The organism is Mesorhizobium sp. B2-5-7 (assembly GCF_006440875.1).
Taxonomy (GTDB): domain Bacteria; phylum Pseudomonadota; class Alphaproteobacteria; order Rhizobiales; family Rhizobiaceae; genus Mesorhizobium; species Mesorhizobium australicum.
Genome location: NZ_VFUO01000002.1, coordinates 972,614 through 995,138, shown reverse-complemented (window position 1 = coordinate 995,138; position 22,525 = coordinate 972,614). Strand labels below are relative to the sequence as shown.

Below are 22,525 nucleotides of genomic sequence, written 5' to 3'. Positions count from 1 at the left end.
GCAACCGATACGATTCCGGACTCCCAAGAAACTAGTTACAAGAAATGACGGTTGTTCAGGATTCCCGCCAGCGGATACGCCTTTCCCCACGGGGCAAATGTGCTGATTCGGAGGCGGGGCCGATGATCGTTATCGTTGACGAGCGAGAGCTCGTGACAGAGGGCTACAATTCACTTTTCGACCGCGAGGGGATCGCCTGCGCCGGTTTCGCGCCGGGCGAGTTCGGCGAGTGGGTCAACTCGGCCGCCGACACCGATCTGCGATCGGTGCGGGCCTTCCTGATCGGCGACTGTCGCGACGGCGCGATCTCGCCGCGCCAGATCCGCGACCGCACCGGGGCTCCGGTCATTGCGCTCAGCGAGCAGCATTCGCTGGAAAACACGCTGCGGTTGTTCGAGAGCGGCGTCGATGACGTCATCCGCAAGCCGGTGCACATCCGCGAAATCCTGGCCCGCATCACCGCCATCCGCCGCCGCGCCAGCGAGGACGTCGCCTATACCGAGATCGGTGCCATGCGCATCTTCATGGACGGCCGCGATCCCGAGATCGACGGGCAGCCGCTGCCCTTGCCGCGCCGCGAGCGCCGTATCCTGGAATATCTAGCGAGCAACCGTGGCCGCCGCGTCACCAAGACCCAGGTGTTCAATGCCATTTACGGCATCTTCGACGAAGAGGTCGAAGAGAACGTGGTTGAAAGCCACATCAGCAAGTTGCGCAAGAAACTGCGCGAAAAGCTGGGCACCGACCCGATCGATTCCAAGCGCTTCCTCGGCTACCGGCTCGTGTTCTGATGCGGCACCGCGCCAGCCTCGCGCAAGACAGGACGCGTAGCCTCGAAGCCAGTGGCATGGATATTGCGGAGACATCTCGATGAGCCTCTACGGAATGATGCGGACCGGCGTTTCGGGCATGAACGCCCAGGCGAACCGCCTGTCGACGACAGCCGACAACATCGCCAACTCCGATACCACCGGCTACAAGCGGTCCTCGGCCGAATTTTCGACATTGATCATGCCGTCGACCGGTGGCGCCTATAATTCCGGCGGCGTCACCACCACGATCCGCCAGGCGGTCAGCGATCCGGGCGTGCTTCAATACACGACCTCGGTCTCCGACCTTGCCGTCAGCGGCGATGGTTTCTTCGTCGTCCAGGATCCAAGCGGCACGCCTTTCCTGACCCGCGCCGGCGCCTTCGTCCCCGACGCACAGGGCCGGCTGGTCAATGCCGCCGGTTTCCAGCTGATGGCCTACAGCTACGCCAATGGCACGCCGGCGGCCACGGTGAACGGCTTCGAAGGTCTCGAGCCGGTTGTCATCTCCGACCAGGGACTGACCGCGACGCCGAGCACCCTAGGCAATTTCAGCGGCAATCTGCCGGCAGGTGCGACACCGGTCGCTGCCGGCAACCTGCCCAGCACGAACTCGGCGGGAGCGCAGTATACTTCGAAATCGTCGATGGTCGCCTATGACAATCTCGGCAACAAGAAGTTGCTCGACGTCTATTTCACCAACACCGGCGCAGGCACCTGGGAGGTGGCGGTCTTCGACCAGTCGAAGGCGACGGCCGGAACTGGCTTCCCCTACGCTGCCGGCGGCGCCCTGGGCACGGCCAACCTGACCTTCGATACCACCACCGGCAAGCTCACCGGCACCCCGACCGGCGTTTCATTCACCGTACCGGGCGGCGCCAGCCTTGCCCTCGACCTGTCGAAGCTGACCCAACTCGGCACCGGCTTCACCGTCACCGACGCCCAGGTGAACGGCAACGCGCCGAGCACCATCGACAAGGTGCAGATCAGCAAGGACGGCACCATCTACGCCCAGTACAAGGACGGCACCTCCAAGCCGCTCTACAAAATTCCGCTGGCCGACGTGCAGAGCCCTGACCAGCTCAAGGCGCTGCCTGGCAATGTCTACGCGCAAGGCACCGACTCCGGTGCGGTCCGTGTCGGCTTTGCCAACGAAGGCAAGGCCGGTTCGATCATCTCGGGCGCGCTCGAAAATTCCAACGTCGATATCGCGGAGGAATTGACCGACATGATCGCGGCCCAGCGCAGCTACACCGCCAATTCCAAAGTCTTCCAGACCGGTTCCGACCTGATGGACGTCCTTGTCAACCTGAAGAGATAAACCGGGCTTCGCCCGTGAAAGACCAGCATGTCGCTTTCCTCCGCACTGAGCATCGCCCAATCGGCGCTTCTGGCCACCTCGCGGCAGACAAGCGTCGTCACGCGCAACGTGGCAGACGCCGACAATCCGAACTATTCGCGCCGCATCGCGCTGGTCACCAGCACGACGCCCGGCGCGCGTTCGGTTGATGTCCAGCGTGCGGCCAACGACCTGCTGTTTCGCCAGAACCTCGGCGCTCTGTCCGCCTATGCCGGCCAGAGCGCGCTCTACAACGGCATGGATCAGCTCGACGTATCGGTGAATGGCGTCGACAACGCCTCCTCGCCTTCGACAGCGATCGGCAATCTGCAGCAGGCGCTGCAGCTGTACGCCACCTCGCCGTCCAACCAGAATCTTGGCTTGAGCGTGATCGACGCGGCCAAACAGGTCGTGCGGTCCCTGAATGAAGGCTCCAAGGCCATTCAGGATTTTCGTACCCAAACCGACGGCCAGATCGATACCGCCGTCAAGGATCTCAACTCGCTGCTCAACCAGTTCCAGGATGCCAACACCGCGGTCATGTCCGGAACCCGTTCAGGCACCGACGTTTCCGATGCGCTCGACCAACGCGACGCATTGTTGAAGAAGATCGCCAATTACATTCCGGTGTCGACCTTCACGCGTGGCGACAACGACATGGTCATCACCACGGGTGACGGCACGACATTGTTCGAGACGATCCCACGCACCGTCAGCTTCGCCCCGTCTTCGGGGTACGCCGCGGGTGCGGCCGGCAACACGGTCTATATCGACAACGTACCGGTCTCGGCGGGCAGCGGCGGCAACACCACCGCCAGCGGCACCATTGCCGGCCTGCTGCAATTGCGCGACGGCGTCGCCTCGACCATGCAGAGCCAGCTCGACGAAACCGCGCGCGGCCTGATCACCGCCTTTGCCGAAACGGCACCGTCGATGCCCAACGCGGCGGGCCTGTTCACCTGGTCGGGCGCACCGGCGGTGCCAGCCGCGGGCACGCTCGTCGACGGCCTTGCTGGAACGATCAAGATCAATGCCGCGATGGATCCCAGCACTGGCGGCAACCCGACATTGCTGCGCGATGGGGGCGCCAATGGCGTCGCCTACGTCGCCAACACCACTGGCGGGGCTTCATACTCCAACCTTCTGGTCGCCTATGGCGACCAGCTGGACAAACCGATGACGTTCGATCCATCGGCCGGGATTTCGGCAACCTCCAGCGTTGCCGACTACGCCGCCAATTCGATCGGCTGGTTGCAGGGCGTTCGTCAGCAGGCTTCGACCGCCGCCGACGCCAAGGAAGCCCTGGCACAGCGCAGTGCCGATGCCTTGTCCAACGCAACGGGCGTCAATGTCGATCAGGAAATGTCGCTGATGCTCGATCTCGAGCACACCTATCAGGCATCCGCCCGGATGATGAAGACCATCGACGACATGATGACGGCGCTGTTGAGCGCGGTGGGATAAGCCATGACCTTTGTCTCCTCTGCTGCCCTTACGAATGCCATGCGCTATCAGCAGATGCGCATGCAGGCCGATCTCGTCAAAGCCACGAAAGAGTCCTCGACCGGCAAGGTCGCCGATGTCGGTCTGGCACTTGGTGGGCGTACCGCCCAGTCCGTCACCTTTTCGCGCGACCTCGACCGGCTCAACGTCGTTGTCGATTCCAACGGACTGGTGGCCGCCCGGCTCTCATCCACCCAGACCTCGCTCGGCCAGCTCTCCAGCGTCGCGCAGACTTTCCTGTCCAGCCTGACCACCGCGTCGTCGGGCGACAACTCCGACAGCCTGACCCAATCGACCGGCCAGACAACGATCCAGCAGCTTACGTCGATCCTCAACACCAGCGTCAACGGCGAATATTTGTTCGCTGGCACCAACACCGACGTCAAGCCGATCAACGATTTCACCGCCGCCGGCTCTCCCGCCAAGGCTGCCTTTGACGCCTCCTTCGTCGCCAAGTTCGGCTTCCCGCCCAGTGACCCGGCCGCGGCCAACATCACCGCGGCCCAGATGGACGATTTCATCACCAACGATGTCACGCCCCAGTTCCTCGGCGCGGGCTGGCAGACCAACATGTCGAATGCGACCGACCAGCAGATCGTCAGCCGCATCGCGCTCAACGAAACCACCGAGACCTCGACCGGGGCCAACAGCGACGGCATCAGGAAGCTCGCCATGGCGGCGGCCTTGGTCTCCAGCCTGATGTCCACCAACATCAGCCAGGCGGCGAAGGACACCATCATCGACCACTCGCAGAAATTGGTCGGCGAGGCGCTGAGCGGCATCGCGCAGGTCCAATCCCAGACCGGCATCGTGGAGAAGCGCGTCTCCGATGCCAGCGACCGCATGAAGACGCAGATCGACCTGTTCGAACGGCACATTCTGGATCTCGAGGCAGTCGATCCGGCGGAAGCGGCGACCCGCGTCGCCAATCTGACGCAGCATATCGAGACGTCTTTCGCCCTGACGGCGCGCCTGCAGCAGCTCAGCCTGTTGAATTACCTGACCTGACACCTCCAGCGGAACGGTAGAGCCACCGATGTACCAATTCTCCTACGCCGACGTTCAGAGCACCTCCGTCGCGGACGCCAAGGACCGCGAGCGGGACCTCCTGACCCGCTCGATCGACATGCTGTCGGCCGCCGCCGCGGCAGGCCAGCATTCGATGGAGGCGGTCGAGGCGCTGCATTTCACCAATCGCGTCTGGACCACCTTCGTCGAGGATCTCGGCTCCAGCGACAATGCACTCCCCAAGGAGTTGCGCGCCAACCTGATCTCCATCGGCCTGTGGCTGCTGCGGGAGGCCGAGGACATCCGCCAGGGCCGCACCGACAATTTCGAGGGGCTGATCGAAGTATCCCAGATCATCCGCGACGGCATTCAATGACCAACACGTTGAAGTTATCGCTGAAGCCCAATGAGAAGATCTACATCAATGGCGCGGTCATCCGCGTCGACCGCAAGGTCACCATCGAGCTGATGAACGACGTGCAGTTCCTGCTCGAGAGCCATGTGATCCAAGCAGACGACGCGTCGACGCCATTGCGGCAGCTCTATTTCATCGTGCAGGTCATGCTGATAAACCCCGCTGGTGCCGACGAAGCGCGCGAGATGTTCCGCCGCTCGCTGCCACTGCTCATTGCAAGTTTCGAAGACGCCGAGATCGGCAGCGCGCTGAAACAGGTCGACCGCATGGTCGGCGAGGATCACATCTACGAGGCCTTGAAGGCGATCCGTTCGCTTTATCCTCTCGAACGCCGCGCACTTGGCGGCAATGACGATGTTCCGGGCGCCGCGCGCCCGCTGGCCGTGGGAGCACGATACTGATGACCGTGGACATGACGACGACGGTGCCGGTTGGCGCCAACCAGACCACCACGTCGACCTCGAAGACGGCGGTCGACTATCAGTCCTTCCTGAAGCTTCTGATCGCGGAGATGAAGAACCAGGATCCGACCAAACCGATGGATTCGACGGCGTATGTCGCCCAGCTCGCCACCTTCTCCCAGGTCGAGCAATCGGTGCAGACCAACACCAAGCTCGACCAGATCATGCAGTCCTCGGCGCTGTCGCAGGCCGACGCTCTCATAGGCCGCAACATCACCTCGGCCGACGGCAAGACAACGGGCACGGTGGCGTCGGTGACGCTTGGCAGCAACGGACTGATCGCGGTGCTGCAGGATGGCACCACGGTCCCTGTCGGCGCGGGCGTGTCGATCAAGCCGGCGAGCTAGGCCAACCGCCGACATGAATGAGGCCGACGCACTCGACATCGTCCAGTATGCGGTGTGGACGGTGCTGACCGCATCCGCTCCGGTGGTACTGGTCGCCATGGCGGTCGGCATTGGCATCGCCTTGATCCAGGCGTTGACACAGGTCCAGGAAATCACCTTGACCTTCGTGCCCAAGATCGTCGCCATCATGCTGGTGGTGGCGCTTACGGGTCCCTTCATCGGCGGCCAGATATCGGCCTTCACCAATGTCATCTTCGAGCGCATCCAGAACGGTTTCTGAGCGATTTCCAGCAAGGGTGCTCGACGCTTCCGCCCAGATTTGCGCCGGGATGGAACGCAGCTAGCAGGCGTCCGGGTTGCGGCTAATGCATGTCGCCCGGAAGTGGTTCCCGGTTCCGGAACAACGACGTGCATAGAATCAGAAGCTTACAGCAGGTCGGGCGAATCCGGTTCGCCGCGACATGCTGTGGAGTGCCATTCAGGGCGCGACGGTTTGCGGTGGCGGCGCCAGCGTGTGGCCCTTCGCTATCCCCTTGTTGGACCATGATCTTCCCTGCAAGGCATTCGCCCTTTGCGCCGCGATGCCATAGTTTCGGCAAATCATGCGGGGAAACGGATTCCCGCAAGGATCAGCGCGCCGTGGCAGGAACCCATCCATGATTGACGAGAAGCCGGATAGCGAAAGCGTCTCGGCGCTGGCGCCGTTCCGGCATGGCATCTTCCGGGCCGTATGGGGCGCGAGCCTCGTCTCCAATTTCGGCGGCTTGATCCAGGGCGTCGGCGCCGCCTGGATGATGACCACCATCGCCACCTCGCCCTATCAGGTCGCCCTGGTCCAGGCCTCGACCACCTTGCCGATCATGCTGTTCGCGCTTGTCGCCGGCGCCATCGCCGACAGCTTCGATCGCCGCAAGGTGATGCTGGTCGCCCAGACCTTCATGCTGGTCGTTTCGGTGCTTTTGACCGCGTTCACCTATTTGGACCTGATCACGCCGTGGACGCTGCTGGCCTTTACCTTCCTGATCGACAGCGGCACGGCACTCAACAGCCCGTCATGGCAGGCCTCCGTCGGCGACATCGTTCCGCGCAACAAGGTGCCTGCCGCCGTGGCGCTGAATTCCATGGGCTTCAACCTGACACGCAGCGTCGGCCCGGCAATCGGTGGCATCATCGTCGCGGCCGCCGGCGCGGCCGCGGCCTTCGCGGCGAACGCGGTGAGCTATGTCGGGCTTATCGTCGTGCTCGCACGCTGGAAGCCGGATCTGCCGGCCTCGACCTTGCCGCGCGAGTCATTGGGGGCCGCCATGGGCGCCGGCCTGCGCTACGTCGCCATGTCGCCCAATATCGGCAAGGTGCTGGTCAGGGGCGCCGCCTTTGGCTTCAGCGCCGGCGCGGTGCTGGCGCTGCTGCCGCTGGTGGCGCGCGACGTCGTCAAGGGCGATGCGCTGACCTACGGCATCATGCTGGGCGCCTTCGGCATCGGCGCCGTCGGCGGGGCGCTGATCAGCGTGCGGCTGCGGCAGCTGCTCTCCAGCGAGACGATGGTGCGCTGTGCCTTCGCCGGCTTTGCGGCCTGCGCCTTCAACGCCGCCGTCAGCCAGCATGCCTGGCAGACCTCGCTCGGCCTGCTGGTCGGCGGTGCCTGCTGGGTGATCGCGCTCTCGCATTTCAACGTCACCGTGCAGATGGCGACACCGCGCTGGGTGGTCGGCCGGGTTCTGTCGGTCTACCAGACCGCAACCTTCGGCGGCATAGCACTGGGCAGCTGGATCTGGGGTGTCGTCGCCGACGCGCATGGCGCCGAGACGGCGCTGATCGCCGCGGCCATCGCCATGCTGGCCGGCGGCGCCATCGGCCTCGTGCTGCCGCTGCCGCAACAGCAGGTGCTCAACCTCGACCCGCTCAACCGCTTCAAGGAGCCCCACCTGGCACTCGACCTGAAGCCGCGCAGCGGTCCGATCGCCATTATGATCGAATACATCATCCGGCACGAGGACGAGGCGGAATTCCTCGCCACCATGGCCGAGCGCGGCCGCATCCGCCGCCGCGACGGCGCCCGCAACTGGACACTGGCGCGCGATCTCGAAAATCCGGCGATCTGGATCGAGCATTACCACACGCCGACCTGGCTCGAATATGTCAGGCATAACGGTCGCATCACCCAAGCCGACGCCATGGTCGGCGAACGCTTGCGGGCGCTGCACTCGGGCAACGAGCCGCCGCGCGTGCGCCGCGTCATCGAGCGTCCGACGACCGCCGGCACCGCGTTGGTGATGGCCAAGGGGCCGATCGAGCACTGACGAATTCAAAGGTTCGCGGCGCCTACCCCTCTCCCGACAGGTCCCGGCGGGCCTTTTCGAGTTCCTCGGCATAGCGCCGCATCAAATGGCCCTCGGTCAGCAGCCCGAGCACGATGTGGTCGGCGAAGTCCTCGACCACGGCCAGTTCCTCGGCGCCGGCGCGCTGGAAGGTCTCGGCGGCGGCCTGCACGTTCATGCTGGGCACCAGGACAGCATCCTTGTACTGGGCAAGGTCGCGCACCGGCACCTCGCCCCCGGAGGGATCGCTGTGCAGTTCGGCCACGATCAGCACGCCGACATACTCATCCCCCGGGTCGACGGCGATCACGCGCTGGGCCGAGCCCAGCGGGAATTCCTTGCGGAAGGCGGCCAGCGTCGTCGACGCATCGACGGTCTTGATGTCCTCGCGCATCATCGAGCCGACGGTCAGGCTGCGCATCCAGCCGACATCGTGGGCGCTGCGGATCGTCTCGCCGCGCAGGTGGAAGCGCCAGGTCGAGAACGAATAACCGAAGGTCTCGCGCACCAGGATCGCCGCCATGATCGAGGCGGCCAGCACCACGCCGGTGAGCGTCAGGTCGCGGGTCGATTCCAGCGCCAGGAAGGTCATGGTCAGAGGCCCGCCGACGACGCCGACGGCAAGCGACGTCATGCCGACAACGGCGGCGACGGCGGGGTCGATCCCGGTCGCCGGCGACACGAGCGCCATGACACCGGCGAACGACTTGCCGAGCAGCGCACCAAGGAACAGCGAGGCGAAGAACAATCCGCCGCGAAAGCCCGAACCCAGTGAGATCGCCGACGCCGCCAGCTTCAGCACGAAGACGCTGGCCACCACCGCCAGCCCGTAATTCATGGCGAACTCGCGATGCAGCGCGCCGTGGCCGCTGGACAGGACCTGCGGCGTGATCAGGCCGAGGAGGCCGACCAGCACACCACCGATGACGGGGCGCAGCGAGGCATCGACCGACAGCCTGTTGAACCCGCGCTCGATCAACGTCACCAGTTGCATGATGGCGATCGAGGCAGCACCGCCAAGCAGGCCGAGCAACAGGAAAGGCACATATTGGCTGGCGGTGAGTTGCGGCAACCCTGAAAGCTCGAGCGGAAAGGGCACGCCGCCGAACACTTCCGCCGTCAGCGACGCCGAGATCGCGGCCGTCATGACGGGGGCGACATTGGCGACCGAGTAGATGCCGATGACCAGTTCGAAACCGTAGAAGGCGCCCGTCAGCGGCGCGTCGAAGGCGGCCGATATGGCGCCGGCGGCACCACAGCCAACCAGGATGCGGACGTCGTTGCGGCGCAACCGGAAAGCGCGCGCCAGCCGTGAGGCGACGCCTGAACCGACCTGCGTGTAGCCCGCCTCCAGACCGACCGAAGCGCCGAAGCCGCTGGAAATCATCGTCTGCACGACGATGATGAAGGTATCGGTCAGAGACATGCGCCCGCCATAGAGCGCGTTGGCCTCGATCGGATCGACCGGCGTGCGGAATTTCCGGAGCCTCAGCCAGACCACCGATATCCCGAGCAGGATACCGCCGATCGCCGGGATCAGCGCCTGTATCGGATTGGCGAGCGAGAACATGCCAGACAGGCGCCCGCCGGGCTGGACGCCGAACAGCAGCCCGTGCAGGTCCTGTACGATCTGGCTCATCGCGGTGACCAGTATGCCAGCCATGACGCCGATAACGCCCGCCAGCATGACGACGGCGATACCGCGCGCCTCCAGCAGAGGGACTGACCTCAAAAGAACCGCGCGCAGCCGGCGGGCGTAGACTTGGGGTTGGTTTCTGGAAAGCACCGGGGCGGCTCGCCGATATCAAGGCAAAGGAAGACCCGCCTGATACGCCGGGCAGCACGTCGTGACAACCACAATGCCGACATCAAAGGCGCCATTATGGCCGCGAAACCGCCCGATCCGGCCTTTCCCGCTTTGGGCCGACGGGGCCGCCCGACAGTTGCGAACTAACCGTGCCCTTTCAGCACAATGCGTACACCGAGCCGGAGCGCGGCAAGGATCCGGGCGCCGGACCGCTCAGGTCGGCATGGCTTCGCCGGCCTCGTAGAGCACGAGATTGCGCTCGCCGATGCCGAGCCCCGGCCAGCTCGCGCGCCAGTCGGCAAGATGCGGCGAGCGGAAATGCGCATCCAGGGCCGGTCTGGCGCGCCACACCTCGGTGATCCGGATCAATCCGGGATCAAGCACATCCTGCGCATAGGAATATTCAAGGCAGCCGTCCTCGGCGCGGCTGGCGCGAACCATGCGCTCCATCACCGGCCTTGCCTCGTCGAGCCTGTCGGGCGGCAGGCGGATCGTACCGATGATCAGCAGCATGAGGTGTCCTTCGCGAGAGAGTCGATTCCGTCACTCTCCCACCCTCGCGCAAGCTTGGCCAGCTACCCTCGCCGGGCTGTCGCATGCTCGGCAGCCCAGGGTTTCGAGGACGAGAATGGCGATCAGCGAAAGCATCCAGCCCGGCGCGGTGGCCAAGAACGGCCGCGACGTCTTCTTCGCGCTCGGCATCGTCGTCATCCTGGCCGTGCTGTTCCTGCCGATCCCGGCCTTTCTCATCGACATCGGGCTTGCCTTCTCGATCGCGCTTTCGGTGCTGATCCTGATGGTGGCGCTGTGGATCCAGCGGCCACTCGATTTCTCGTCCTTCCCGACCGTGCTGCTCATTGCCACCATGCTGCGCCTGTCGCTCAACATCGCCACCACGCGCATGATCCTGTCGCATGGCAATGAGGGCACGCACGCCGCCGGCTATGTCATCGCCGGCTTCTCCAAGCTGGTGATGGCCAGCGATTTCGTCATCGGCCTGATCGTCTTCATGATCCTGATCGTGGTGAACTTCATCGTCATCACCAAGGGCGCCACCCGTATCGCCGAGGTCGGTGCGCGCTTCACCCTCGACGCCATCCCCGGCAAGCAGATGTCGATCGACGCCGACCTCTCCGCCGGCATGATCGACGACAAGACCGCGCAACTGCGCCGCCGCGAACTGGAAGAGGAATCCTCCTTCTTCGGTTCGATGGACGGCGCCTCGAAATTCGTCCGCGGCGACGCCATCGCCGGCCTCATCATCACCGCCATCAACATCGTCGGCGGCATCGCCATCGGCTACATCAGGCACGGCATGGGCATGGGCGAAGCCGCCGACGTGTTCATCAAGCTGTCGGTCGGCGACGGTCTCGTCACCCAGATCCCGGCGCTCATCGTCTCGCTCGCCGCCGGCCTGCTGGTCTCCAAGGGCGGCACGCGCGGCTCGACCAACCAGGCCGTGTTCGGCCAGCTCGGCGCCCATCCGCGCGCGCTCTACGTGGCGGCCGCACTGCTGGTGTTGCTCGGCCTGATGCCCGGCCTGCCGCTGTTCCCGTTCTTCGCGCTCGCCGCCGGCATGGCCGGCCTCGGCTATGTCATCCCAATGCGCCACAACCGGGCCGTCGCCGAGGCCGAGGCGCTGAAGAGCCAGGAAAAAGCGAGCAAGGCCGAGGAAGAAAAGAACTCGGTCAAGGCCTCGCTCGCCACCGCCGAGATCGAACTGCTGATCGGCAAGCAGCTTTCCACCCGGCTCCTGGTCTCGCACCAAGAACTGGTCTTCCGCATGTCCAAGATGCGCAAAAAATTCGCCCAGCAGTATGGCTTCGTCGTGCCGGAAGTGCGCGTCGCCGATGACTTCGCCATCCCGCCGAAAAGTTACCAGATCAAGGTGCACGGCACCGTGGTCGCCGAATATTCGATGCGCGTCGGCGAGATCATGGTGCTGCTCGGCAACCGCGACATACCCGAAATCCCCGGCGAGGAAATTCGCGAGCCCGCCTTCGGCATGCGCGCCTACTCCGTCATGGAAACCTTCGCCGAGGATCTGAAGCGCGAGAACTTCACCTTCGCCGACAACATGTCGGTGCTGCTCACCCATCTCTCGGAAGTCATCCGCAACAACCTGCCGCAGCTCCTGTCCTACAAGGACATGAAGGCGCTGCTCGAACGCCAGGACCAGGAATACCGCAAGCTCGCCGACGAGATCTGCACCACCCACATCTCCTATCCCGGCCTGCAGGCGGTGCTCAAGCTGCTGCTTGCCGAACGCGTCTCGATCCGCAATCTGCATCTCATCATCGAGGCCATCGCCGAGATCGCGCCGCATGTGCGCCGCACCGAGCAGATCGTCGAGCATGTGCGCATCCGCATGGCCCAGCAGATCTGCGGCGACCTCTCCGAAGGCGGCGTGCTCAAGGTGCTGCGCCTCGGCAACCGCTGGGACCTTGCCTTCCACCAGAGCCTCAAGCGCGACGCCAAGGGCGAGGTGCGCGAATTCGACATCGATCCGCGCCAGTTGGAGGAATTCGGCCAGGACGCCACCAAGGCGATCAAGAAACACCTCGAAGCCGGCGAGCGTTTTGTCCTCGTCACCGCGCCCGACGCCCGCCCCTATGTGCGCATGATCATCGAGCGCCTGTTCACCACGCTGCCGGTGCTCTCCCATGTCGAAATCGCCAAGGGCGTCGAGATCAGAGTGCTCGGGACCATATCGTGAGCGTTCTCTCGCAGGCCGTCGTCATCGCGGCGTTCCTCGCCTTCTGCCGCATCGGCGCCTGTTTCATGCTGATGCCGGGCCTGTCCAGCGCCCGCGTCCCGGTGCAGGTCAGGCTGTTCGTCGCGGTCGCCGCCACGGGGGGCCTGCTTGCCTTCCTGTGGGACAAGATCTTTCCCTTCGTTGATCCGCGTCCGCAAATCCTGGTGCCGATGATCATCTCGGAGTTGCTGGTCGGCGGGCTGATCGGCGCCATGGCCAGGCTCTACATGGAGGCGCTTCGCTTCATGGGCTCGGCCATCGCCATGCTGATCGGCTACGGCGGTTCCGGCGGACCGGCGATCGAGGAACCGGAGCCGCAGGCGGCCCTTGCCGCCATCATTTCGTTCTCGGCGCTGCTGATGCTGTTCGTCTTCGACTTCGATCACGAGATCGTCCGCGCCCTGGTGGCGTCCTACACGGTCGCGCCGGTCAACGTCTTCTTCAACCCGCAGGCGGCGCTGGTCGACATCACCGACACCGTGTCGGACACTTTCTTCCTGGTCATCCGCCTCGGCAGCCCGTTCGTCGCCTACGCCATTCTCGTCAATCTGACGATCGGCTTCGTCAACAAGCTGACGCCGCAGATCCCGATTTATTTCATCTCGCAGCCCTTCGTCATGGCCGGCGGCATGCTGATCTTCTATTTCGCCGCCGGCACCATGCTGTCGCTGTTCGTCGACGGCTTCGTCGACCTCACGCTGGCGAGGTGACATGAGCACGCGCAAGGATCGTCTGAGGAAACTGGTCAAGGTGCAGGGGCAGCTGAAAGCCCTGCACGAAACCCGCCACGCCACCTTCGTCGCCGCGGCAAGCGCCGCCGAGGCCGAAGCCCGCGAATTGATCGGCCATTTCGACCAGGAAAATTCCCTCTCCAGCCTGTTCCCCGATCTCTATCATCGCCGCATCGCCCAAGCCGTCGTGCGCCAGGAGGAGAGCCTGGAAGGCGCGAGACAAGAAGCCGGCCTCATCGCCGCGGCAAGCGCCCGCACGAACATGGTCGAGCGCGCCTACAGGGACCTGCGCAACCGCGACGAGCGCGAGAGATCAGACCGCGAGCGGCTGGACCTGATCGCGCAGAAGCGGCATCCGAAAGCAGATGAATAGGCTTCCCACTCCCCGCAAGCCTGCCACAAGCTTGTTGAGGCATGGTCCTGGCTAAGGAAACCCGGCAAAAGGCGGACCTTCTTGGCGATTTCTCCACCCAGCGACATCGTGATGGATGTCGTCCGAGCTGCCGATCCAATGGATATCGAGGCTGCCCGCGCCGCGCTGACCAAGCGCGCCGGCAGCGTCGCCGGCACGTTTTCGGTCGACACCGCGGCTTCGGTCGATGCCGGCTCGATCCTGTCGCGCGCGACGGCGGACAAGGCCGCCGCAACAGCCGACCCGGCCAAGAAGTTCAAGAAGTTCGAGGCGATGGTCCTGCAGACCTTCATCCAGAACATGCTGCCCAAGGACACCGAGGGCGTCTATGGCACGGGTCTCGCAGGCGACATGTGGAAATCGCAGCTCGCCGAGCGTGTCGCCGACGTCATGGCTGACCGCGGCGGCATCGGCATCGCCAAGTCGCTGCTCGCCGACCACTACATGGACGGCAAGCGCAAGATTCCGATCGGCCCGGTCTCGAATGGGCCGGAAAAAACCGAGATCGATCAGCAGACCCGTCTGTCCACGTCGCTCGTCCAGGAGCTGCAGCGCAAAGCCGCCAAGTCGATGACCGGCGACGAGACAACCAAAAAAACAGACATCAAGATCTAGGACTGGGAAACACATGGCCGACTCTTCGGAATTCACCGCCAAGCTGCCCGCGCGCACCACCGCGTCGGACGCACCGACTCCTTTCGCGCGGCCTGGAAACCTTGCCGCCATCATCGGCCGCATCGAGGAGGTGGTCGAGGAAGAGACCGCCGGCATCCGCAGCGATACAAGCTATGACCTCAAGGCGTCGAACGCCCGCAAGAGCCGCTATCTCTACGAGCTGACCCGGGCCATGAAGGGCGGCAGCGAAGCCGAATTCCTCGAGCAGCACCGCGAGGGCCTGACCCGGCTGCGCCAGAAGCTGGCGAAGAACGAAGCCGCTATCCTGGCGCATCTGAGCGCCGTCAACGAGGTCGCCAGCCTGCTGCGCAGTGCCATCCAGCGCGCCGAGACCGACGGCACCTACTCCGCCGGCGAGTTCGGCAGGATGAAAGGTTAGAGCGCGGCAATGCCGGGCTCGCGTTCAGAATGATCAAGGTCATCGCCATAGCGGTCTGGATCTGCGCCGCCACGCTCGGCGCGGTGTTCTATTCGTTCCAGGCCGCCGGTGAACAGGGCGTCGGTGAGAAACCCAAGCCGATGCTGGGCGGGCTGGACTACGTCAAGACCGACATCATTTCGGTGCCGCTGATCCACGACTCCAAGATCGACGGCTATTTTCTGGCCAAGCTCGTCTACACCGTCGAGCCGGAGCAGATAAAGAAGCTGTCGATCCCGGCCGAGGCGCTCATCACCGACCAAGTCTACACCTATCTCTACGCCAACCCCCAGATCGACTTCACCAAGAAGGCGACGCTCGACCTCGATGCCTTTCGCGCCACGATCCGCGACACGATCAACACCCGGGTCGGCGCAACCCTGGTCCATGAGGTCCTGATCGACCAGGTCAATTTCCTGAGCAAGGATGAGATCCGCGACAACTGGCTGCGTCGGCGGCAGGATGCCAGCACCCAGGCGACCGAGACTCCCAAGCCGGTCAGCGCGCACTAAGCCATCGGCCCGGTGCCGGTGGCCCTAGAGCAGTCGGCGTTGGGGCCAATCCCTGCAATTCGCGTTGACGTAAACGTCAATCCGAAGCTATATGCGGCAGCGATCATGATCGCCAGTGATGCCGCATGAACTTCGGCTGGACCGAAGTGCGTAGCGTGACAGATGCAACCAGACAGGGAGAACAGCGTGAGCGTTCAGGATATAGCCGAGAAGATCAAGTCGCGCGTGGCCAGCAGCGGCTTCGACCGTTCCGTGAAGTTCGACACCGGCAGCGACGGCGTCATCGTTATCGACGGCGCGACCGTCTCGACCACGGACGCTCCCGCCGACTGCACCATCAAGCTGTCGCTCGACGATCTGGATTCGCTGATCGCGGGCGACCTGAACCCGACCATGGCGTTCATGACCGGCAAGATAAAGGTCGAGGGCGACATGACCGTCGCCATGGCGCTGAGCCAGTTGATCGGTTGACAGGCGCGGCCGCCAGAAGCGACTTCGAGGTAAACGAAACGCCGCCTTTTCAGGCGGCGTTTCGTTTGAAGGGCAGTCGCGCTTAAGGCCTCATGCGGCCAAGGTCGGCGCCTGTGCCTTGAGCTTGCGGCCGGACGCCTTCAGCGTGCCCCTGGCGCCGTCAAGCACGCCCTCCACCAGTTCCAAGGCCAGCAGACGGTGCCGTTCGTAAGGCCCCGGCATGGCGAGCGCCCCGGTCCTGGCGGCCGAAAAGCCGAAGCGGCCATAGTAAGGCTCGTCTCCAACCAGCAGGATCGCAGCGTGGCCGAGGCGCGCGGCTTCCGCGATGGCATGCCGCATCAGCGCCGAGCCGATGCCGGCACTCTCGAGCGACGGGTCGACGGCGAGCGGGCCAAGCAGCAGCGCTGGCGGACCGCCCTCGCCCAGCGTGACATCCCATAGCCGCACGGTGCCGGCCACGCCGCCCGAGGCATCGCGTGCGACGAAGGCAAGCCCCTCCGAGGGCCGGCGGCCGCGGCGCAGCTTCTCCGATGATTTGGTCTTGCGCTTCGGCCCCATGGCGCGATCGAGCAAGGCTTCGCGCGCCGCCACGTCGGCAGCGGTTTCGGCGACCATGGCGAAGGCCGGCGCATGAGCTACGAATTCGACTGACATTTCCATTTCCGCGATCCCTTCACGAGCGGAGATATGTTCCACAGGCGAGCCCAAGTGGGCGACGGGCGCCCACCTGGGATGATCTGAACAGCTCTAATGAGCCGTCAGATCACGTAGGATCGGAGAGGCTCGAAGCCGTTGAAGGCGACCGCCGAGTAGGTGGTCGTGTAGGCGCCGGTGCCTTCAATCAGCACCTCGTCGCCGATGGTCAGCGACAAGGGCAGCGGATAGGGCGTCTTCTCGTACATCACGTCGGCCGAATCGCAGGTCGGGCCGGCGAGCACGCAAGGCGCGGTCTCGCTGCCGTCATGGCGGGTGACGAGGGGATAGCGGATCGCCTCGTCCATCGTCTCGGCCAGACCACCGAACTTGCCGATGTCGAGGAACACCCAGCGCACATTGTCGTTGTCGGCCTTCTTCGAGATCAGCACGACTTCCGACTTGATGACCCCGGCATTGCCGACCATGCCGCGGCCCGGCTCGATGATCGTCTCGGGAATGGCGTTGCCGAAGTGCTTGCGCAGCGCCGAGAAGATCGCCTGGCCATAGGCCTGGGCCGCCGGCACGTCACGCAAATAGCGCGTCGGGAAGCCGCCGCCCATATTGACCATCTTGAGGACGATGCCTTCTTCCGCGAGCGTCGCGAACACCTTCTTGGCGTCGGCCAGAGCACGGTCCCACGCGGTCAGGTCGGTCTGCTGCGAGCCGACATGGAACGACACGCCATGGGCGTCGAGGCCGAGGCCCCTGGCATGGCGCAGCACGTCGACGGCCATGTCGGGCACGCAGCCGAACTTGCGCGACAGCGGCCACTCGGCGCCCTCGCCATCGGTCAGCACGCGGCAGAACACGCGGGAGCCTGGAGCGGCGCGCGCGATCTTCTCGACTTCCTCGACGCAATCGACCGCGAACAGCCGGATACCGAGCTGGTAGGCGCGTGCGATGTCACGCTCCTTCTTGATGGTGTTGCCGAAGGAGATGCGGTCCGCCGGCGCACCGGCGTCCATCGCCATCTCGACTTCGGCAACGGAAGCGGTGTCGAAGGACGAGCCCATCGCAGCAAGCAGGCGCAGGATTTCCGGCGCCGGGTTTGCTTTCACCGCATAATAGATCTTGGAATCGGGCAGAGCCTTCTCGAAGGCGCGGAAATTGTCGCGCACGACGTCGAGGTCGACGACGAGGCAGGGGCCGGACGGGCGTCGGGTGGCGAGGAAGTCGAGGATGCGCTGTGTGGCCATCGGGTTTCTCCATCGCGCCTTTCGGCGCGCACAAGGGTGCGGGCGCGGGCTGTCGGCCTCGCGAACACGCGGTCAAACAAAGGCGGGACGGAAAATCCATGGAACCAGCCGGTGGAGACCCCGGAACCATGAAACGCCGTCTCGCGGCGATGAACCTTAGCCTTGCCCGGCTTCGGTTCGCTTTGTCTGCCTTGGCTTGGATTGGGAGAACCCCGTTCCGCACTGCCGGCAATGAAGGTGTGCCTCTTCAGTAACCCCGGTCTTTGGACAACCGGCAGAGAACCAGAAAGGCCCGCACCGTCGTTGCTTCAAGGTGTCCTCGGTCTGGCGGTTGGCCGCTAAACCGACTGGAGGGGTTAGCTCCAGTTACCTTACCGATTTCCCTCACCATTCGAGGATCGGCGGACACCCACAGGCACGTGCGACTTTGGGCAAGCGCGATATAAGAGCGAAGCATTTCACAATCAATAAAAATCTTATCGCAGGTTGTAAAATTTCTGCCATCGAACAATGTTGGCCAACCGTATACGGATATCGAACGATGACAGGCACGCACGGCCCTTTCAACGCCTTTCTCGACCTTCGCCAGATGCCGGTGGCGCATGCCGAACTTGGACCCCTGGCCGGCCTGCGGCTGGCGGTCAAGGATATTTACGACGTTGCCGGCTACCGCACCGGTTGCGGCAATTTGCAGAAATTCGCCAATGGCCACGCCGCTTCGCGCACGGCGCCGGCCGTGCAGGCAATTCTCGACGCCGGTGCGCGCTTCATCGGCAAGACGCAGACCGACGAACTCGCCTTCGCTCTGTTCGGCCAGAACGCGCATTTTCCGTTTCCGGTGAACCCCGCGGCTCCCGACCGTGTCACCGGAGGCTCGTCGTCGGGGTCGGCGGCGGCGGTGGCGGGCAGATTGGCCGACATCGCCACGGGGTCAGACACCGGGGGTTCGATCCGCGCGCCGGCGAGTTTCTGCGGGCTGATCGGGCTGCGCACCACGCATGGCCGCATTTCCCTCGACGGCACCATGCAACTGGCGCCGAGTTTCGACACGTTCGGCTGGTTCGCCGACGACATCGAAACCTATGAGACTGTCGGCAAGCTGTTGCTTGGCCGCGATCCGCACCAGCATTCCCTGGACCGTCCGCTGGCGCTCGGCTGGCTGGACGAGATGGTCGCCCGGCCGGCGGCCGCCGAATATGCCGGAATGAAGGCGCTGGTGGGCACGGTGTTCGGCACGCCGGCGACGCCAGCGACGCGCTTCAGCTCGTCCCCGGACGAACTCTACTGGTGCTTTCGCCGCCTGCAGGCCAAGGAGGCCTGGACAGTGCATGGCGAATGGATCACCAGCGGCGAGCGCGAGCTCGGGCCCGGCGTCGAGGAACGGTTCGGCTTTGGCCGTGCGGTCGACGACCGGACAGCACAGGCCGAGAAGGTGCGCCGGCTGACCTTTCGCGGCGAACTCAGCGCCTTGCTTGGCAAGGACGGCTTCCTTGTCCTGCCGACGGTGCCGGGTCCGGCACCCTATGTCGACAGCACACCGGAGCAATTCCAGGCCTACCGCGAACGCGCGCTCCATCTTCTATGCCTGGCCGGGCTCTCCGGCTTTCCGCAGATCACCTTGCCGATCGGCTCGGTCGCCGGCGCTCCGTTCGGCCTGTCGCTGCTTGGCCCTTCCGGCAGCGACATTGCCCTGATACGGCTCGGCCGAAAACTTCTCGACGCAGCACAAAGAGCCTGAACAATGGACACACTGACCCGCATGCGCGCCTTCATCGACGTCGTCGAGGCCGAAGGCTTTTCGGCGGCGGCGCGCAAGATCGGCCGCTCCAAGGCGCTGCTGTCGAAATATGTGCGCGAGCTGGAGGACGAGCTCGGCGCTCTGCTGCTGAACCGCACCACGCGCCAGTTCTCGATGACCGAGGCCGGCCACACCTACTACCGCCGCGCCTCGGAAATCGTGCGCGAGGTCGATAGCCTGGCCGACGCCGTGCGCGAGTCCTCCGGCGACGTGCGCGGCCGCATCAAGCTGTCGGCGCCGCGCACCTTCGCCGACGCGCCGATCGGCCAGTCGCTGATCGACTTCGCTAAGCAGTATCCCGACATCGTGCTCGACATCCAGCTCGACGACCGCTTTGTCGATCTGGTCGAGGAAGGCTTCGACCTTGCCGTGCGCATCTCGCGGCTGGAGAACTCGTCGCTGATCGCCAGGCGGCTGGCGCCGTTTTCGATCAAGCTCTGCGGCTCTCCAGAACTGATCGCCAAGCATGGCATGCCGACGCGACCGCAGGATCTCGGCCACATGCCCTGCATCGTCGACACCAATGGCCGCGGACTGAACAACTGGCCCTTCAAGGGCGACAATGGCGATCCGGTAAGCATCGCCGTCTCCGGCCCGATCGAGGTCAACAGCCCGATGGCGGCGCGCGCCGCGGCCTTGTCGGGGCTTGGATTTTGCATCCTGCCGGATTTCATCGCCGCCCCAGACCTCAAGAGCGGCCAATTGGTGGCGGTGCTCGACGACCGCATCCTGTCGGGCGGCGGCATCTTCGCCGTCTATCCGCATCGCCGTTACCTCCCGGCGAAGGTCCGCGTTTTCGTCGATTTCCTGGTGCAGTGGTTCAGGACGCGCGAGAGCGCCTGACCTGCCCCAGCGGCCCGGATACCGCACGCTTTTGAGCTCTCCTGCATGCGTGGCGCTATCCAAAGCCTCGCGCACTTTTGGGTGACATGCGCCCGCAGTCCCAATTTCGCCCCCTTTCTGGTAACCTTCGACAACGCTCTCGAAAGCCAAGGAATCGCGACCGCGAATGCATTTGAAACGCCAAGCAATCATGCTGGCCTCAGCCTTGGCGGCGATCTGTGCCGCGACAGGACCGGCCGAGGTGCATCCGCACGTCTTCGCCGAGGCGCGCCTCGACGTAATCCTGTCCCCGGATCACCAAAGTGTGAAAGCATTGCGTCATCTATGGCGCTTCGACGATCTGTTTTCGAGTACGGTGATGATGGAGTTCGACAAGAACTCCGACCTGAAGCTTGACGACAAGGAGCTGAAGGAGGTCGCCGACACCGTCCATGCCTCGCTGGCCGAGTTCAATTATTTCCAGCTCGTCACGCAGGACGGCAAGGACGTGGCGATGACGCCGCCGCCGCATCTGATGGCCAATTTCGACAATGACCAGTTGATCATCCTGTTCGAGTCCGAACCGAAGGCGCCGATCAAGCTGTCCGGCAAGATCGACATCGGCGTCTACGATCCGACCTTCTACACGGCGATCGACTTCACCGAGGATTCCAACATCACTGTGGAAGGCCTGCCGTCGAACTGCACGAGCAAGGTCGTCCGGCCGGACCCGGACGAAGCGATCAAGGAAAACCAGAAGACCCTGACGGATGCCTTCTTCAACGATCCGACAGGCACCGACATGAGCAAGATCTTCGCCACCAAACTCGAACTGACCTGTCAGCCAGAAGGATAGATCCGGTGAACCCGATCGGGAACTGTTCGAAACCGTCCCTGCGTTTGGCAGTCGGCCTGTTGGCCCTTGCCTTTGCCATGATGCATTTCGCCAATGCCGCGCACGCCCAGAGTTCGCTCGGCATCGGCGTCAATGACGGCATGGCACCCACCACCGGTCCGTTCGCCCATATCCTGATGTGGATCAATCTGAGGCAGCAGGAATTCTACCGCGCGCTGGCGACCGCCATGAAGGCAATGCGCCAGGACAACAGCAAGATCTGGATACTCATCGGCCTGTCCTTCGCCTATGGCATTTTCCACGCCGCCGGCCCCGGCCACGGCAAGGCGGTGATCTCGTCTTATATGGTGGCCAACGAAGTGGCGCTGAAGCGCGGCATCCTATTGTCCTTCGTCTCGGCGCTGCTGCAGGGCCTGACGGCGATCCTGGTGATGCTGCTGGCCTATTTCGTCCTGCGCGGCACCACCATCTCGATGACCGATGCGGCCTGGTTCATGGAGATCATGAGCTTTGCCCTGGTCACCCTCTTTGGCGCCTGGCTTTTGTGGCGCAAGCTCGGCCCAGCCGTCCTGCGCCTGTTTGGCAAGGGCCCGGCCTACAGCCTGTCGGCGGCTCACGCCGGTCATTCCCATGCCGGCCATTCGCATGGCGCTCACGACCATGCGGCGCACGCTCATTCCCACGCACTGCACGGGCATGGCGATCACGACCATGGGCATGGCCATTCGCACGATCATTACGGCCACGGCGCGCATGATCATGCGCATCACGACCACGCCAGCGGCGAGGTCTGCGACACCTGTGGCCACTCGCATGCGCCCGATCCGGCGCTGCTGTCGGGTGACCGCTTCGATTGGCGCACCGCCTGGTCGGCGGTGGCCGCCGTCGGCATCCGCCCTTGCTCCGGTGCGTTGATCGTTCTCAGCTTCGCGCTGCTCAACGGGCTCTGGCTCGGCGGCCTGCTGTCGGTGCTGGCAATGTCGATCGGAACCGCGATCACCGTCTCGGCCCTGGCCACACTCGCGGTGACCGCCAAGAACTGGGCGGTGTATTTCGCCGGCGACGGCCGCATGGGCAACCGCATCCACTCGATCGTCGAGATCGGCGGCGCGGCCTTCGTCTTCCTGTTCGGACTGCTGCTGCTGTCCGCGAGCCTGACGGGCAGCGTTTAGACCC

Annotated in this window: 24 protein-coding genes; 20 read left to right on the top strand and 4 right to left on the bottom strand. The window is 64.2% G+C overall.

Features of this window, described 5'->3' with window-relative positions; translation table 11 throughout:
- Nucleotides 1-122 precede the first annotated feature (122 nt).
- The 9 genes from FJ543_RS12340 (at nt 123) to FJ543_RS12300 (ending at nt 8,182) form a co-directional block, all read left to right on the top strand.
- Nucleotides 123-791: a response regulator transcription factor gene (locus FJ543_RS12340; protein WP_015315897.1), complete on the top strand. Its 669-nt coding sequence runs from the start codon at nt 123-125 to the stop codon at nt 789-791.
- 79 nt (nt 792-870) lie between these two features.
- Nucleotides 871-2,130: a flagellar hook protein FlgE gene (locus FJ543_RS12335; protein WP_140875243.1), complete on the top strand. Its 1,260-nt coding sequence runs from the start codon at nt 871-873 to the stop codon at nt 2,128-2,130.
- A gap of 27 nt (nt 2,131-2,157) precedes the next feature.
- Entirely contained in the window at nt 2,158-3,612 is a 1,455-nt protein-coding gene (gene flgK, locus FJ543_RS12330; RefSeq protein WP_140875241.1) for a flagellar hook-associated protein FlgK, read from the top strand.
- Between the two features lie 3 nt (nt 3,613-3,615).
- On the top strand, nt 3,616-4,659 hold the full coding sequence (locus FJ543_RS12325) for a flagellar hook-associated family protein (protein ID WP_140875239.1): 1,044 nt from the start codon (nt 3,616-3,618) through the stop codon (nt 4,657-4,659).
- A gap of 28 nt (nt 4,660-4,687) precedes the next feature.
- Nucleotides 4,688-5,035, top strand: a complete 348-nt coding sequence (gene flaF, locus FJ543_RS12320; RefSeq protein ID WP_015315893.1) for a flagellar biosynthesis regulator FlaF — start codon at nt 4,688-4,690, stop codon at nt 5,033-5,035.
- The gene (gene flbT, locus FJ543_RS12315) at nt 5,032-5,475 is read left to right on the top strand and encodes a flagellar biosynthesis repressor FlbT (RefSeq protein ID WP_015315892.1); all 444 of its coding nucleotides are present in this window, start codon (nt 5,032-5,034) and stop codon (nt 5,473-5,475) included. The genes flaF and flbT overlap by 4 nt, the downstream gene beginning before the upstream one ends.
- Complete coding sequence (gene flgD / locus FJ543_RS12310) at nt 5,475-5,882, top strand: flagellar hook assembly protein FlgD (RefSeq protein WP_140661809.1); 408 nt, start codon at nt 5,475-5,477, stop codon at nt 5,880-5,882. The genes flbT and flgD overlap by 1 nt, the downstream gene beginning before the upstream one ends.
- A 13-nt stretch (nt 5,883-5,895) precedes the next feature.
- Nucleotides 5,896-6,162 carry a flagellar biosynthesis protein FliQ gene (fliQ, locus tag FJ543_RS12305; protein ID WP_013893193.1) on the top strand — a complete coding sequence of 89 codons (267 nt, stop codon included), beginning with the start codon at nt 5,896-5,898 and terminating at the stop codon, nt 6,160-6,162.
- 376 nt (nt 6,163-6,538) lie between these two features.
- Nucleotides 6,539-8,182 (top strand): MFS transporter, encoded by a 1,644-nt coding sequence (locus FJ543_RS12300; protein WP_140619434.1) that lies wholly within the window; start codon nt 6,539-6,541, stop codon nt 8,180-8,182.
- 22 nt (nt 8,183-8,204) lie between these two features.
- Here the strand turns inward: FJ543_RS12300 and FJ543_RS12295 are convergent, their stop codons facing one another.
- Together FJ543_RS12295 and FJ543_RS12290 are read right to left on the bottom strand one after the other, a co-directional pair.
- Entirely contained in the window at nt 8,205-9,986 is a 1,782-nt protein-coding gene (locus FJ543_RS12295; protein ID WP_140875236.1) for a chloride channel protein, read from the bottom strand.
- Nucleotides 9,987-10,220: 234 nt separating this feature from the next.
- On the bottom strand, nt 10,221-10,520 hold the full coding sequence (locus FJ543_RS12290; protein ID WP_015315888.1) for a putative quinol monooxygenase: 300 nt from the start codon (nt 10,518-10,520) through the stop codon (nt 10,221-10,223).
- Nucleotides 10,521-10,635: 115 nt separating this feature from the next.
- Here FJ543_RS12290 and flhA point away from each other — a divergent pair, with 115 nt between their 5' ends.
- From flhA to FJ543_RS12255, 7 genes are all read left to right on the top strand, one after another.
- Nucleotides 10,636-12,723, top strand: a complete 2,088-nt coding sequence (gene flhA, locus FJ543_RS12285) for a flagellar biosynthesis protein FlhA (RefSeq protein WP_015315887.1) — start codon at nt 10,636-10,638, stop codon at nt 12,721-12,723.
- Nucleotides 12,720-13,472, top strand: coding sequence for a flagellar biosynthetic protein FliR (fliR, locus tag FJ543_RS12280; protein WP_140875234.1), 753 nt, complete (start codon nt 12,720-12,722; stop codon nt 13,470-13,472). Before flhA ends, fliR begins: the two co-directional genes overlap by 4 nt.
- 1 nt (nt 13,473) lies before the next feature.
- The gene (locus FJ543_RS12275; RefSeq protein WP_140875232.1) at nt 13,474-13,866 is read left to right on the top strand and encodes a hypothetical protein; all 393 of its coding nucleotides are present in this window, start codon (nt 13,474-13,476) and stop codon (nt 13,864-13,866) included.
- 81 nt (nt 13,867-13,947) lie between these two features.
- Nucleotides 13,948-14,520 (top strand): rod-binding protein, encoded by a 573-nt coding sequence (locus tag FJ543_RS12270; protein WP_181171429.1) that lies wholly within the window; start codon nt 13,948-13,950, stop codon nt 14,518-14,520.
- A gap of 13 nt (nt 14,521-14,533) precedes the next feature.
- Complete coding sequence (locus FJ543_RS12265; protein ID WP_015315880.1) at nt 14,534-14,959, top strand: hypothetical protein; 426 nt, start codon at nt 14,534-14,536, stop codon at nt 14,957-14,959.
- Nucleotides 14,960-14,988: 29 nt separating this feature from the next.
- Entirely contained in the window at nt 14,989-15,510 is a 522-nt protein-coding gene (locus tag FJ543_RS12260; RefSeq protein ID WP_140721409.1) for a hypothetical protein, read from the top strand.
- A gap of 186 nt (nt 15,511-15,696) precedes the next feature.
- Nucleotides 15,697-15,981: an SCP2 sterol-binding domain-containing protein gene (locus FJ543_RS12255; protein ID WP_015315878.1), complete on the top strand. Its 285-nt coding sequence runs from the start codon at nt 15,697-15,699 to the stop codon at nt 15,979-15,981.
- Nucleotides 15,982-16,071: 90 nt separating this feature from the next.
- On the opposite strand, the gene FJ543_RS12250 is transcribed toward FJ543_RS12255, so the two are convergent.
- Nucleotides 16,072-16,641, bottom strand: coding sequence for an N-acetyltransferase (locus FJ543_RS12250; RefSeq protein ID WP_140789065.1), 570 nt, complete (start codon nt 16,639-16,641; stop codon nt 16,072-16,074).
- Nucleotides 16,642-16,739: 98 nt separating this feature from the next.
- Nucleotides 16,740-17,873 carry an ornithine/lysine decarboxylase gene (gene odc2, locus FJ543_RS12245; protein WP_015315876.1) on the bottom strand — a complete coding sequence of 378 codons (1,134 nt, stop codon included), beginning with the start codon at nt 17,871-17,873 and terminating at the stop codon, nt 16,740-16,742.
- Nucleotides 17,874-18,414: 541 nt separating this feature from the next.
- Here odc2 and FJ543_RS12240 point away from each other — a divergent pair.
- The 4 genes from FJ543_RS12240 to FJ543_RS12225 all read left to right on the top strand — a co-directional run bounded on the left by FJ543_RS12240 (nt 18,415) and on the right by FJ543_RS12225 (nt 22,521).
- On the top strand, nt 18,415-19,611 hold the full coding sequence (locus FJ543_RS12240) for an amidase (RefSeq protein WP_140721404.1): 1,197 nt from the start codon (nt 18,415-18,417) through the stop codon (nt 19,609-19,611).
- A gap of 3 nt (nt 19,612-19,614) precedes the next feature.
- Nucleotides 19,615-20,514 (top strand): LysR family transcriptional regulator, encoded by a 900-nt coding sequence (locus FJ543_RS12235; protein WP_015315874.1) that lies wholly within the window; start codon nt 19,615-19,617, stop codon nt 20,512-20,514.
- Between the two features lie 166 nt (nt 20,515-20,680).
- Entirely contained in the window at nt 20,681-21,349 is a 669-nt protein-coding gene (locus tag FJ543_RS12230; protein WP_140875231.1) for a DUF1007 family protein, read from the top strand.
- Between the two features lie 77 nt (nt 21,350-21,426).
- A complete protein-coding gene (locus FJ543_RS12225) occupies nt 21,427-22,521 on the top strand; it encodes a nickel/cobalt transporter (RefSeq protein WP_224622467.1) in 1,095 nt (364 codons plus the stop codon).
- The last annotated feature ends 4 nt before the right edge of the window (nt 22,522-22,525 follow it).

Excerpts from the sequence above, each read along its gene's own strand:
- FJ543_RS12340 (WP_015315897.1), top strand. The coding sequence starts at position 123 with ATGATCGTTATCGTTGACGAGCGAGAGCTCGTGACAGAGGGCTACAAT.
- FJ543_RS12335 (WP_140875243.1), top strand. The coding sequence starts at position 871 with ATGAGCCTCTACGGAATGATGCGGACCGGCGTTTCGGGCATGAACGCC.
- flgK (WP_140875241.1), top strand. The coding sequence starts at position 2,158 with ATGTCGCTTTCCTCCGCACTGAGCATCGCCCAATCGGCGCTTCTGGCC.
- FJ543_RS12325 (WP_140875239.1), top strand. The coding sequence starts at position 3,616 with ATGACCTTTGTCTCCTCTGCTGCCCTTACGAATGCCATGCGCTATCAG.
- flaF (WP_015315893.1), top strand. The coding sequence starts at position 4,688 with ATGTACCAATTCTCCTACGCCGACGTTCAGAGCACCTCCGTCGCGGAC.
- flbT (WP_015315892.1), top strand. The coding sequence starts at position 5,032 with ATGACCAACACGTTGAAGTTATCGCTGAAGCCCAATGAGAAGATCTAC.
- flgD (WP_140661809.1), top strand. The coding sequence starts at position 5,475 with ATGACCGTGGACATGACGACGACGGTGCCGGTTGGCGCCAACCAGACC.
- fliQ (WP_013893193.1), top strand. The coding sequence starts at position 5,896 with ATGAATGAGGCCGACGCACTCGACATCGTCCAGTATGCGGTGTGGACG.
- FJ543_RS12300 (WP_140619434.1), top strand. The coding sequence starts at position 6,539 with ATGATTGACGAGAAGCCGGATAGCGAAAGCGTCTCGGCGCTGGCGCCG.
- FJ543_RS12290 (WP_015315888.1), bottom strand. The coding sequence starts at position 10,520 with ATGCTGCTGATCATCGGTACGATCCGCCTGCCGCCCGACAGGCTCGAC.
- flhA (WP_015315887.1), top strand. The coding sequence starts at position 10,636 with ATGGCGATCAGCGAAAGCATCCAGCCCGGCGCGGTGGCCAAGAACGGC.
- FJ543_RS12275 (WP_140875232.1), top strand. The coding sequence starts at position 13,474 with ATGAGCACGCGCAAGGATCGTCTGAGGAAACTGGTCAAGGTGCAGGGG.
- FJ543_RS12265 (WP_015315880.1), top strand. The coding sequence starts at position 14,534 with ATGGCCGACTCTTCGGAATTCACCGCCAAGCTGCCCGCGCGCACCACC.
- FJ543_RS12260 (WP_140721409.1), top strand. The coding sequence starts at position 14,989 with ATGATCAAGGTCATCGCCATAGCGGTCTGGATCTGCGCCGCCACGCTC.
- FJ543_RS12250 (WP_140789065.1), bottom strand. The coding sequence starts at position 16,641 with ATGGAAATGTCAGTCGAATTCGTAGCTCATGCGCCGGCCTTCGCCATG.
- odc2 (WP_015315876.1), bottom strand. The coding sequence starts at position 17,873 with ATGGCCACACAGCGCATCCTCGACTTCCTCGCCACCCGACGCCCGTCC.
- FJ543_RS12240 (WP_140721404.1), top strand. The coding sequence starts at position 18,415 with ATGACAGGCACGCACGGCCCTTTCAACGCCTTTCTCGACCTTCGCCAG.
- FJ543_RS12235 (WP_015315874.1), top strand. The coding sequence starts at position 19,615 with ATGGACACACTGACCCGCATGCGCGCCTTCATCGACGTCGTCGAGGCC.
- FJ543_RS12230 (WP_140875231.1), top strand. The coding sequence starts at position 20,681 with ATGCATTTGAAACGCCAAGCAATCATGCTGGCCTCAGCCTTGGCGGCG.
- FJ543_RS12225 (WP_224622467.1), top strand. The coding sequence starts at position 21,427 with ATGATGCATTTCGCCAATGCCGCGCACGCCCAGAGTTCGCTCGGCATC.